Genomic DNA, 12,369 nt, shown 5'->3' on the forward strand with positions numbered 1-12,369 from the left:
CTCACTCTGTAAATCATTGACTCTTTAAGTAGACACTTGGGTTGGTGCTGCAGATGCGCCACGCGGGATAAATCCCGGCTACAATGGTAGCGCTCACAGCAATAGTCGGCGCAATAAACCACATGCTTTGATCCAGCTGAGCCAGCGATGCCTCAAGCTCAAACTTAGATGATAAGAAATGCAGTGCAGTCCAAGCCCAAAGTAGCCCTAAGGCGCCACCACAAAAACCAATTAAGCCCACTTCGACTATGTGTTGAGAGAAGATCTGCATACGACTGGCACCAATGGCACGTCTCACCCCAACTTCAGGGGCACGCTTTAAAAACTTAGCCAGTAACAGCCCAAGCATATTGACCAAACAGACAATCAAAAACAGTGCACTTAACCCCACCAAAATCTTATTATCTTCTGGAACCACCTTGTTGACGTTCAGCCAAGTTTCAACATCAGAGATCTCACCTCTGGCATCGGGGCGCTCAAAACGGCCGAGCTGCTTTTGCTGCTCAACATAGGCAGACAGCCACTGCAGATACTCTTGCTGCAATGCGGGAGTATCAAGCTCTACCCAGTACTGCAGCCAGTGCATTTCTGAATTAAGCCTATCGCTATAACTCTGGATATTTTCATGACGCCAGCTGTTGTTATTCCCCCAGCTTTCAAACTCTTCAATAGGCGCTAAAGAAAACGGCACATAGATCTGCTCAGAATCATTAAAGGCGCCATTATTAATGTCATAATACTTTGGATTTGGGTTCCAGTTTTCAATCACCCCCACCACTTGATATGGCTTACGGTTGAGTAGTAAGGTCTTACCAACACTGTTTCCCCCACCGAAGGCTTTTTGATTAACCTCTTGGTTAATAACCACCTTGTAGCCACCTTCACTATCGACCTGCTTATCCCACACACCGCCATAAATAAATGGCACATCAAACAGTTCAAAGAAATCACCGTCGGTTACGCGAACCCCTTCAAGCATCGGCGAGAAATTCTCATCATCAGTCTGCACAGCAAGACCGGTGCGAAACATCGCGGCTTGGCGAACGGGTACTCCACTCTCTCTTAAGTTGAAGCCATCTTGATAGGTAATTTGCTCGTTGATCTCTTCCCAAGTATCAATGTTTTGACTCATCAAGCGCACCGAAAACAGCTGTGATGAACGCTCGCCAGCCGGATTAACTGAGGCCATTTTATAGATATTCAACGTAGTGATAGTGATACCAATACCAATAGAGATGGCGAGGACCATCAACAAAGATAAAAATGGCGTCTTCTTGATACTGCGCCAAGCTAAATCAAGGTAATAAAAAAACATCATGCTCTCCTTAGCCGTTGATTAAGCAACCGATGCCGCATCGGCGATAGACTGTACTTTTTGATCAGACGAACCAGCTTGATACATAGTGAAATCGCACACTTGACCGTCGACAATCTGAATATTACGCTGCGCTCGGCGCGCAAGCTCAGCATCGTGAGTCACCATGATAATAGTGGTACCCGCCTTATTAATATCTTCTAGCAGCTCCATCACTTGGCGGGCCATTAGGCTGTCTAAGTTACCCGTTGGCTCATCCGCTAACAGAAAGCGCGGCTCCCCTGCCAAGGCTCTGGCTATCGCCACTCGCTGCTGCTGACCACCTGAAAGTTGTGTTGGTAGGTGCTTCATTCGCGCTGCTAGCCCGACTTGTTCAAGCGCACGTTCCACACGAATTTTACGTTCTTTGGCGTTAAAACCACGGTAACGCAGTGGCACCTCAACATTCTCGGCGAGGTTTAGATCAGAGATAAGATTAAATCCCTGAAAGATAAAGCCGATTTTCTCATTACGGATAGCCGCACTCTTGTTATCACTTAAATTTGAGATATTCACCCCATCGAGAAAATAGTCACCATGGGTAAAGCCTTCGAGTAAGCCGGCAATGTTCAAAAAAGTGGTTTTTCCTGAACCCGACGGTCCCGTGACCGCAACAAATTCGCCCTCATTAACCTCTAAGTTAAAGTCTCGTAGTGCGTGAGTTTCAACTAAATCCGTTTTAAATACTTTGCTAATCTTGTTCATCGATAACATGGTTATATTCCTTTAATTCTGTTTATCAAATCTATCTGAAATCTGTTCAAACCTACTGAGTCAGCCCTGTAATGATACTTTCGAGCACCCTCGTCACTATCTGCTGCACAAACTCCGTATCACCGACGGTTACATCTACTGTGACATCTGATACGTCGCTTAAATTCAATGGGTTATCACAGCCAATTTCAATCAAATTCAAACCAATAAACATCCAGTCACCCGCTCTATCCGTAGAGACTTGTACCGCGACGACCAGTAACATTAATACCGCTGCGGTAATGGCTTGCTGCAGATTCATTTGCTTAACTCTGTTCACTATTGTGTTTATTACCTGATTCATTGCCTGCTTCCTTATTCGACTAGCGGACCAATACTTGCGCGGCTTGATTAAACGGCTCAACGCTTGAGGTCACCCAAATATCGCCAACCTGCCCGCCTTGAATCACTTCAATATGACTCATGCTACGTGCACCCAATTGGATCGGGGTTTGCTCCGCTATATCATCATGCATCACATACACTTGCTGCCCGCCACCGCTATTAACAAACGCTCCGCGCTTGACCATCAATACATCAGGACGATGCTCAAGTAGCACTCTTGCTGATAAACGTTGGTTTTGACGCAATTGTAAATTATCGTTTTGCTCAAATCGTACTCTTGCCGTCACCTCACGGTTACGCACTTCAGGAGAGATAGAAGACAGCTCGCCCATTACCGTCACAGAGCCAAAGCTCAGCTCGACTGCCATACCTATCCCCAGTTCGTCGGCATAAGACTCTGGCACGGCTAATTCGGCTTCAAAGGCACTTAAATCAACGACAGTAAGAATGGGTTGGCTCTGACCAATACGCGCTTTTTGCTCTGTCAGCCAGTTACCAATAATGCCGCCAACGGGCGCTGTGATATCAAGCGCTACAACTTGACGTTCAAGCTCCTTAACCACCAAAGCTTGACGGTCCACCTCTAGTGACGTGTTCTTAAGCTCGAAAGTTAAGGTGTCTTTCATTAACTGCGCTTCTTGACCCGCATGAGCAAACAGCAGCTTGGCCTTATGCAGATCATCTTTACTCTTTTCAAAATCGATTCTACTGATCAACTTTGACTCAATTAGCTGGTCGCCACGGCGGCTTTCGCGATCAGCAGCCGCTAAATCTACCTTGGCCATATCCAGCGTTTGCTGCGCTTTTAGTTGTTGACGACGAGCCTCTAGACGAGCGCGCTCTAGTGAGCTTTGCATTCCCTCAAGTACAGCTTGCTGCTGCTTTAAACTGTTAGTGAGTCTATGGCTCTCAATAGTTGCGACTACCTCACCTTGAACAACCTTGTCACCGGGCTTGGCGATTAACGTCACTGAACCTTGCTCAGGGCTATACAGAACAGGAGCATTAGCAGCAACAATCTTGCCCGTGGTAGGAATATCACGAACCAGAGTGCCACGTTCCAATGTAGCAAAACGCAGTTCAGAGCGTTTAATCGATGTAGCAACTGAGTCGCTACCCATGCTCGACCAAACCAGACCTGAAACAAGTAATGCCGCAATACCAAACATCAACGGACGCTTAAATTTACTGGCCTTGCTTGGCTGCTTAATCGTGTCTTGTCCGCTGGTATCCTGAATCATCTGCTTTCCCTAAAGTGTCCGTTCTAAGCATTCATCGCTTTCGATAGGTCTATTAATACAATCTGCGTGCCATAAACAATAAAGCACTAATAAACATAATCTTAATCTATTTTCAGATGCAAATAGCCGCACAAGTGTCCGCGGACACAGATTAAAAGTGTCCGCTTTGCAGAATGAGATGTCCGATACGAGGAAAGTGTCCGAAATGGGTAAAGCTGAGACGGTATAAGTAAAGATGAAGCAAGCTAAGACGCTAAAGAGTAGGAAAGTGCTGAGTCGGTTAACAGCCAAATAGAGCAAAGACGAGCGGTCATAGATGTAATAGCTCTGACCTGACGAACAAGCTACAGCCGTACCGTCTCAGCTTAAAAATAAGGACCTAGCTCCTAGGACGCTTCGCTACGAGGACGGGCTTCGCCCTACTAGGAAAAGCTCAAGCCCGACCTACAACAAACACTGCTTTTCTTGCTCTTCCTAGGACCTGGTACCTTTCTTTGCCTATTCGTAAGCGGAGCGTTCTGTAGTGACGCAGGCACGTTCACTAAGCCGTAGGCCGTTCGGCTCTTACCGTCTTAGCTCTTCCTACGACCTGCTTTTCCTAGGGCCTAGAACCTTCTTTTAAACCGCCTGCCAAAACACGGTGAACGAGGCAAAAACAGCGACAAACCAAGATAACGATCGCAGTGTACCTTTATCCATAAGGTACAAAACTTGATAAGTTATACGTGCGATGACATGCACGATAGCCGCGGTTTCAGCGATAGTATTCACTTTATCCGTGGCGATCACCGCCAGTACGGCTAATCCAAAAATCAGTAGAGATTCAAAGGCATTTTGATGCCCTGCAACCGCTCTAGCGCCAAAACCTGTGAGTTTAGATTGTTGTTCGCGCGGGTGACTATTGTCGTACCCCCCCAGTTTAGCCATTGCCACCGCAACAGGACCTTTTGCTGCATAAGGTAGCAACATAGCGATAAATAGGCAGATGAGTAGCGTCGTCATAATTGAAGTCCTTTCTTATTGTTTTATTTATCTGTCATGTTTTTATTAGTTAATACTAATCATATCGTTAGTACGATTGGTATAACACTACCGCATAATAAAAGAAGGTTCTAGAAAAGCGGGAAAAGCAACAGCTACGGGACAGCGAAGATGCTTTTGTAGGTCGGCATTTATGCCGTCATTTTTACCGAAGAGTGAGTTACATTTAAGATGGCACAAGCCAAAGAAAGAAGTACTACAAGCTTAGCTTGTGTCTCTTTTACTATAGGCATAATGCAGGCACAGCTAGCAGATATCTAGCAGTGCCAACACTATGTTGATTTAGAGGATTATTTAGCGACCACCTTTTTCATCTGTACCCCAATGAAGATAAAACTGATCCCTTCAAAGATGAAAGAGACACCAATGAAAATCCCTAAAATAGATAGTGAAAATTCAGGGTTGTTCATTAAAGTAAAAAAGTAAACCGCAATAGCAGTTGATAGCAATCCACTGAACACTATCCAGCGCCATCCATCTAGGTTGTTACGGCTGTTGAAGCCAAAAAACATCCTAGTCACCCCGTTAAACAGCATAATAGTGATCATCATTACTGTAATGGTAAATAGGCCTACAAAAGGCTCAGCGAGAATAAGTATGCCGCCTATAAGATAAAACAGTGCGCTAATGACATACCAAAACTTGGCTTTCCATGTTGGAAAACTCAAGGTGTGGTAAAGCTGAACCAGACCAATAACCAAAAAGATTGCGCCAATTATCGTGGTAATCGTCATTCCTGCAGCAACGGGTAGGCTTATAGCAAAAAAGCCGGCAAGGGTAACAACCACGCCAACAATGACAAACCATTTCCAGCCTTTAGTTAGCATGGTATTTACTGGGTTTTCCATATTATATCCTTTAACAATCAAGTAATTAATTTGCATTTAAACGTTGAGTATTCAAGGGTTAGCGTTAACTGTGCAACCCCAGTTGAAATAGCCTACTCAATAACCAATGCAATAATGTGAATTGGCGATACAACCTCTAGTATCGGTCATCAATAAAAATATGACTAGCTGTAAGGTTATTTTTCTTGGTGTAATCTAGTACTTAGTGAGTTTTGATAGGTTTTAACTCGGGATATGCACCCAATCTAAGTGATATACGCCTAGCTAAGTTAATATGGTAGAGTTCGACATTAAAAATAAATGAGACCGACATCACAAATAACCGAATAACATGACTTTGATTGACAACTATAACCTTATATTTCTTATAGCAATATAAGGTTGAGGATGACTTTACGGCCTGCGGCAAGCCTAAATCGAATAGGCTTGCAAATTGAGTTACTGATTTTTAACGGGCGTTATCTAACGCAACACATAGGGCTTCTACGCCAAGTAGCGCTCTTGGTGCAGCGCGGTGCAAAAGGTCGGCGTTGAGCTGATAGATGTGCTTATTCTTAACGGCTGGGATCTCAGCCCACGCATTCCAGTCCACGCCGATGATATTGCCTTCATCTTGGCTTTGCAGGATAACCTCAGGCTGTTTTAGCACTACGGTTTCTAGACTGACTTGTGGGTAGTCGTTGGCTGCATCGACAAATACATTTTTGCCATGGCAGACACTGATGATCTGTTGGATCCAGCTGTTTTTGGCGACAGTCATCAGTGGAGTCGACCATAACTGATAAAAAACACTGACCTCAGATTTAGCACTGTTTTCACTGCGTAGCAGACTAAGTTGCTGGCGATAATCAGCAGCCACCTTTGCAGCTTTTGCTTGATGCCCCGTTAGCTCTCCAAGAGAGACAAGCTCGTCGGCCACCGCTTCGAGTGTACTCGGGTTGCTATCAAACACCTGAAAGCCCAACTCTTTGATACGCGTTATATCTTCAGCCTTATTGCCACTGCCCCATACCACCACCAAGTCGGGCTCTAGCTCCAACAGCCGCTCAATTTGAATACCGTAATAGCCGCCGATACGCGGAATTTGCAGCGCTGCCTTAGGAAAATCCGCATGCTCAGTTGTCGCCACAATAAACTCCCCAGCCCCAATGGCATACAGCATTTCAACCGAATGTGGCGACAGCGCGACAATACGTTTAGCGGGCGCTGCGATATCTGCAAACACAAAAGCCGACGGTAAGGCGCAAGCCGTCAGCAACATAAATAATCTGGTAATTTTGTTCATTAAAATCCTTTTTAGTTCTAATTTCGGCATGTTCCTCTCACTTTCCTAGAGCGTTCGCAAGCTCACTTCGAGAACGCTTCGCGGCTAGAGCGAATTTCGTCCCGCTATAACACCAACAGAATAAAGATCCAGCCCCCGACCATACGACTCACTCTAAGAGCCGGTTGATTGAGTAAGCTCGCTTCTAAACTCTACCCGCACCAACAATAACGCCACAACAAAGAAAGCGAAGAAAGTAATTTCAAACGGTTGCAGCCGTAACAAAGCTAATCGTGATATTTCACAGCATTCGAAGTTGTGGCTAAGCCGTCAAGCTTTCTCAGCCTATGAGCATACGCACTTTTCACCCAAAAACCGCTGAAGGCTCAAGTGATTGGGTGAGAAAGCGCAGACAATAACGCTACAGAAGCTAGCAGGAAGAAATTTAGTAGTCGAAGCCGGGCTGGGCTTTAATACCATTATCAAACGCATGCTTTATGGGTTGCACCTCGCTAACGGTATCAGCCAGCTCGATTATCGCGCGGTGACACGCTCTGCCTGTTACTATCACATGTTGCATTGGCGGACGGTTCTTCAGCGCCTCAAGCACTCGCTCAACTTCTAGATAGTGATAACTGATCATATAAGTTAGCTCATCGAGCATCACAAGATCGATCGTTGGATCGTTAAGTAATTGCTCAGTGGCTTCCCATGCTTTAACCGCTGCTGCGGTGTCTTTTTCTCTGTCTTGAGTTTCCCAGGTAAAACCGGTGCCCATCACATGAAAATCGACGCCTGCACCTTCGAGCAAGGTGCGTTCACCACAATCCCAGTTACCTTTAATAAACTGCACTACGGCAGCTTTCTTACCATGACCGACTGCGCGAGCGACAGTGCCAAAACCTGAAGTGGATTTGCCTTTGCCATTACCGGTTAGCACTAACAGAATGCCTTTCTCTTCTTGGGCGCGCGCGATCTTGGCATCCACGCCTTCTTTGATCCGTTGTTGACGCGCTTTATGACGCTTTGCCTTGTTCTCGACGGCGGTTACGTTTTCGGCTTCATTTTCATTTGCACTATTTTCATTGGCACTATTTTCATTGGCACTATTTTCATTGGCACTATTTTCATTGGCACTATTATTAACGTTAGCGTCTGTCATGTTACGTCCCTATTTTGACTTAATTTGGCTGCATCCCAGTACTGGCGAGGATTTCAGCAAATGAATTATGATGAATGCTCATAAGAATTTAATTGTTTAGTAAGCACTCAACTATCGTTTGACTTTTACACAAATCTACTATTTTTTAGTCAAGCACAGCTATTTTTCACTCTACTGCCTGCCAGATCTGATTAAGCCGACCGAGATCTAAATGCTGCTCTAACACATCTGCGAGCCGCTCTAGTTGCTGTTCACGCACTTGATTCACATCGATGACCTCTGCCTGCTCCATACCCGCCCATTTAAGGAGCAACTGACACGCCTGTGGCGAATCAAATAATCCGTGCAGATAAGTCCCCATAATTTGGCCATCACTGGATAACATGCCCTCGGCATGGCTCACGCACTTGTTTGCTTCTGTTTGATCAACAGAGGATTCCTCTGTTTTTGGCATGAGTGCTAGCGGCTGAGTTAATGGCAGTAGCGATCGTGAGCGGCCACAATGAATTTCATAGCCCTGTACCCTAGCCGTTTCACCGAGCAAAGATAAACTCCCCTCAACTTGCTGCAATACTTTGTTGGCTGTCAGCTCAGTGACTAATGGCAATAAACCTAAGCCCTCGCTGCAGCCCGCATTATCTTCGATCCCTGCAGGATCGTCGATCGCCTGCCCTAAGATCTGGTAACCACCGCAGATCCCTAACACCTTGCCACCATAGCGTAAGTGTTTATCTATCGCTGTGTCCCAACCCTGCTCACGGATAAACTCAAGATCGGCGCGCACGTTTTTACTGCCCGGAATAATGATTAAATCCGCAGCTGGGAGTGATTGCAGGCTGTTATGTCTGCTCGCTTCAGCTTGGGTCTGCAACGACACATAGTTGAAATCGATCTGCGGATTAAGCCTTAACGGATCAAAATCGGTGTGGTTACTAATGCGCGGTAATACTAAGACTAATACTTTAAGCTTAGTTTCGCAGCTCTTTACGGGCGCAGCAATGAGTGCATCTTCGGCGTCGAGGTGCAGGTCGTGTAAGTAGGGTAAGACCCCAAGCACAGGTTTGTTAGTGTAGCTTTCTAACCAGTCTAGGCCGTCTTGCAACAGGCTAACATCACCACGAAAACGGTTGATCACAAAGCCCTTAACCCGCGCTTGCTCTGATTCACTCAGTAGCGCCAAAGTGCCAACCAAATGGGCAAATACGCCGCCTTTATCGATATCGGCGATGATAATGACTGGGCAGTCGACCTCTTCCGCAAAGCCCATATTAGCAATGTCGCCTTCACGCAGATTGATCTCTGCAGGGCTGCCCGCTCCTTCTACCAATAGCATGTCGTATTGAGATGTTAAACGCTGATAAGACTCAAGCACTGCCGCCATGGCCTTAACTCGATAACCCTCGGCATTTTTACCAAAGTAATCTTCAGCTTCCATCTGCATCAAGGCTTTACCGTGCACGATGACTTGCGAGCCAGTATCTGAACTGGGTTTTAATAAAATAGGATTAAAGTCAATTTGCGGTTCAAGCAGACAAGCCACAGCTTGTAGTGCCTGCGCACGACCAATCTCACCACCATCTATTGTGACCGCGCTATTAAGTGCCATGTTTTGCGGCTTAAACGGCGCAACCTTCACACCTTGTCTAACAAACATTCTACACAGGCCGGCCACTAAAGTGCTCTTACCTGCATCGGATGTGGTGCCCTGTATCATCAGCACTTTGGCTTTATTTTTATCTAACTGTGTCTTATCTAACTGAGTCTTATCTAGCTCAGCCTTATATAACTCAGTGTTATTTATTGTTGCCATGAGATTGTTTTTTTAACCTTTCAAATTAAGCGGTAAGCCTGCTGTCACCAAAGTCACCTTGTCTGCAACCGCAGCAATATCTTGATGCAGCCAGCCCGCTTCATCCACAAAACGGCGGTTGATTTCGCCGAGCGGCACGATGCCGCAACCCACTTCGTTACTGACTAACACCACACTGCCCGGCAGCTCAGCTAAAGTGTGTAAAAATGCCGCCTTCACCTGTTGCCAGTCGTCCCTAGGCTTTAATAAATGATTGGTCAACCATAAGGTTAAACAGTCCACTAAGATGATGCTATTTTCAGATGCATGCTCCTTTAAGCCAGCACTTAACTTGAGGGGACATTCGATAGTGCGCCATGGAATGGTATCTGACTCACGCTGAGTTTGATGATGAGAAATACGCTCATCCATTTCATTATCAAGCGCTTGCGCCGTTGCAAAATAAAAGCACTCAAACCTCTGCAGCTCAGTTTGTCTGCTTTGTGCAGTGTGTTCAGTTAACCGCTTAAGTACTTGTGACTCGGCATACCCGCTTTTACCACTGCGAGCTCCGCCTAATACCAGATGGATCACCAGCTAACTCCTAGAATAAGTAACAATAGATAACAAGCCAGTTCACTACCTTGCTGCGCTGCGCCTAAAGTATCGCCGGTATAGCCGCCGATCTGCTTTCTAAATAACCTGACAAAACCGTAACGCACGAACAAAAGCCCGGCTATCAATACAAGTGCTGGTAGCAAGCCAACTAACAGCAGTGCCAATACGCCAGTTGCTAACAATATCGATAGCTCATTAATCCCTTGCTGCTGAGCCAGAGGTTTACTCTTACTGGTATCAGAATCACTGACATATTCTTCAGAAAAGATAAAACTCGCAGCCACCACACGGCTTAAACAGTGGCCCAGAATGAATGCCAGACTCACAGAGCTCGGGTCAAATAGCGCGAGTTCTGTAAGCAGTTGCCATTTGAGCAGCAGCGCCAATACCAAAGCCAGCGCGCCATAACTCCCCAGCCGCGAGTCTTTCATGATGTTAAGTTTGGCTTCTACCGTCCAGCCACCACCTAATCCGTCTGCGGTATCGGCAAGCCCATCTTCATGAAAGCCCCCTGTCACTATCACGCTAGTTATCATGGCAAACACAATCGCAACAGATGGCGATACCCAGTGCAGCATTAAGCTATAAACCAGCGCACTAATTACGCCCACCAGCAGACCTACCAAGCCGAAGTACCGACTGGCTTTATTTAGCTTATCTGCGTCAACCTCAATCCATTTCGGCATCGGAATACGCGTAAAAAAGCCCATCGCAATAAAAAATAGATTCAGCTGTTTTTGCCAAGCTTGCATGTAAATCTCCGATTTCAGGTCCTAGGTCCTAGGTCCTAGGTCCTACAAAAGAGGCTAACTGTAACGCCCTAGTACCTAGCTTTTTCTTTTCCTAGAACCTAGCCCCTTCTTTTCTAAAAACTAAATCTCTATGCCGGCATCTTCAAAGCTGGCCATTTCGTTATAGAAGTTGGTCGCCGCTTGAATAAGCGGTAACCCTAATGCCGCGCCCGTTCCTTCACCGAGCTTCATGCCGAGCTTCAATAGAGGCTTAGCTTGCAGAAACTCCAGCATTAAAAAGTGACCCTTCTCATCTGACTGATGGGCAAAAATCATGTAGTCACGCACGTTGGGATTAATCTTTACCGCAACGAGCGCCGCAGCACTGGCAATAAAGCCATCAACAACGACAAGCATGTTACGCTCTGCAGCAGCTAGCATGGCGCCAGTCATCTGCACAATTTCAAAGCCGCCAATACAGGCAAGCAATTGCATGGGATCGTTAAGCTCACTGTGGTGCACAAGCAGTGCTTGCTCGACTAACATCTTCTTACGCTTAAAGGTCGCCGCGTCGATCCCTGTACCTCGGCCGACACAATCTTCAGCCTTCATGCCTGTTAGTGCCGCCATAATCGCAGCAGCAGACGAGGTATTACCTATGCCCATCTCACCAAGCGCTATCAAATTACAACCATTTTGATGGTGGAACTCGACTCGCTCTGTCGCCATCTTAAAGCCTTGCTTAACCGCACCGAGCGTCATCGCCGCGCGCTTATGAATAGGGCCAGTACCTGAGCCTAAACGTTGGTTAATCACACCCTCTAGGTTTTCAATCGGCTTTAAGATCCCGCAATCAATTACCTCTAAGTCAAAACCCACCTGGCGAGTAAACACGTTAATTGCCGCGCCGCCTTGCATAAAGTTAATCACCATTTGCGTGGTGACTTCACTGGGCGCAATTGACACGCCCGATTCAGCAATACCATGGTCTGCAGCAAACACCATCATCTTAGGGTGCTTAATCTGCGGCTTATCTTTACCTAACACGCGAGCAATCTGCAGCGCTAAGGCTTCTAAGTCACCAAGCGCACCGAGTGGCTTAGTTTTGGTGTCTATTTTGTGTTGGATCTCAGCATCAAACTCAACATTTACTGGTGCGATATTAAACATCTCAGGTTCCCCTTAACCACTTAATAAGGATAATTATCTTGCGTCGCAAACTG

The 12,369-nt window shown here is 46.2% G+C and carries 12 protein-coding genes; all 12 read right to left on the reverse strand.

Translation table 11 applies throughout. The features are described from left to right. Positions 1–13 precede the first annotated feature (13 nt). Entirely contained in the window at positions 14–1,315 is a 1,302-nt protein-coding gene (locus ACVBIU_RS02145; protein WP_447159516.1) for an ABC transporter permease, read from the reverse strand. A 21-nt stretch (positions 1,316–1,336) separates the two neighbouring features. Further along, positions 1,337–2,068 carry an ABC transporter ATP-binding protein gene (locus ACVBIU_RS02150; protein ID WP_447159515.1) on the reverse strand — a complete coding sequence of 244 codons (732 nt, stop codon included), beginning with the start codon at positions 2,066–2,068 and terminating at the stop codon, positions 1,337–1,339. Positions 2,069–2,120: 52 nt separating this feature from the next. Further along, a complete protein-coding gene (locus ACVBIU_RS02155) occupies positions 2,121–2,411 on the reverse strand; it encodes a hypothetical protein (protein ID WP_447159514.1) in 291 nt (96 codons plus the stop codon). 19 nt (positions 2,412–2,430) lie between these two features. Continuing rightward, the gene (locus ACVBIU_RS02160; RefSeq protein WP_447159513.1) at positions 2,431–3,693 is read right to left on the reverse strand and encodes an efflux RND transporter periplasmic adaptor subunit; all 1,263 of its coding nucleotides are present in this window, start codon (positions 3,691–3,693) and stop codon (positions 2,431–2,433) included. Between the two features lie 618 nt (positions 3,694–4,311). After that, positions 4,312–4,695, reverse strand: coding sequence for an MAPEG family protein (locus ACVBIU_RS02165; protein WP_447159512.1), 384 nt, complete (start codon positions 4,693–4,695; stop codon positions 4,312–4,314). Positions 4,696–5,024: 329 nt separating this feature from the next. After that, positions 5,025–5,582: an HdeD family acid-resistance protein gene (locus tag ACVBIU_RS02170; protein WP_447159511.1), complete on the reverse strand. Its 558-nt coding sequence runs from the start codon at positions 5,580–5,582 to the stop codon at positions 5,025–5,027. A gap of 448 nt (positions 5,583–6,030) precedes the next feature. Continuing rightward, entirely contained in the window at positions 6,031–6,843 is an 813-nt protein-coding gene (locus ACVBIU_RS02175; RefSeq protein WP_447163026.1) for a cobalamin-binding protein, read from the reverse strand. Between the two features lie 448 nt (positions 6,844–7,291). Continuing rightward, positions 7,292–8,008 (reverse strand): cob(I)yrinic acid a,c-diamide adenosyltransferase, encoded by a 717-nt coding sequence (gene cobO, locus ACVBIU_RS02180; protein ID WP_447162930.1) that lies wholly within the window; start codon positions 8,006–8,008, stop codon positions 7,292–7,294. Between the two features lie 166 nt (positions 8,009–8,174). Beyond that, positions 8,175–9,722 carry a cobyric acid synthase gene (locus ACVBIU_RS02185; RefSeq protein ID WP_447163027.1) on the reverse strand — a complete coding sequence of 516 codons (1,548 nt, stop codon included), beginning with the start codon at positions 9,720–9,722 and terminating at the stop codon, positions 8,175–8,177. Between the two features lie 108 nt (positions 9,723–9,830). Then, on the reverse strand, positions 9,831–10,391 hold the full coding sequence (gene cobU / locus ACVBIU_RS02190; RefSeq protein ID WP_447162931.1) for a bifunctional adenosylcobinamide kinase/adenosylcobinamide-phosphate guanylyltransferase: 561 nt from the start codon (positions 10,389–10,391) through the stop codon (positions 9,831–9,833). After that, positions 10,388–11,167 (reverse strand): adenosylcobinamide-GDP ribazoletransferase, encoded by a 780-nt coding sequence (locus ACVBIU_RS02195; protein WP_447162932.1) that lies wholly within the window; start codon positions 11,165–11,167, stop codon positions 10,388–10,390. Before ACVBIU_RS02195 ends, cobU begins: the two co-directional genes overlap by 4 nt. Positions 11,168–11,287: 120 nt before the next feature. Continuing rightward, positions 11,288–12,316 (reverse strand): nicotinate-nucleotide--dimethylbenzimidazole phosphoribosyltransferase, encoded by a 1,029-nt coding sequence (gene cobT, locus ACVBIU_RS02200; protein ID WP_447162933.1) that lies wholly within the window; start codon positions 12,314–12,316, stop codon positions 11,288–11,290. Positions 12,317–12,369: the final 53 nt, after the last annotated feature.

It is taken from the genome of Shewanella sp. 30m-14, assembly GCF_052977125.1.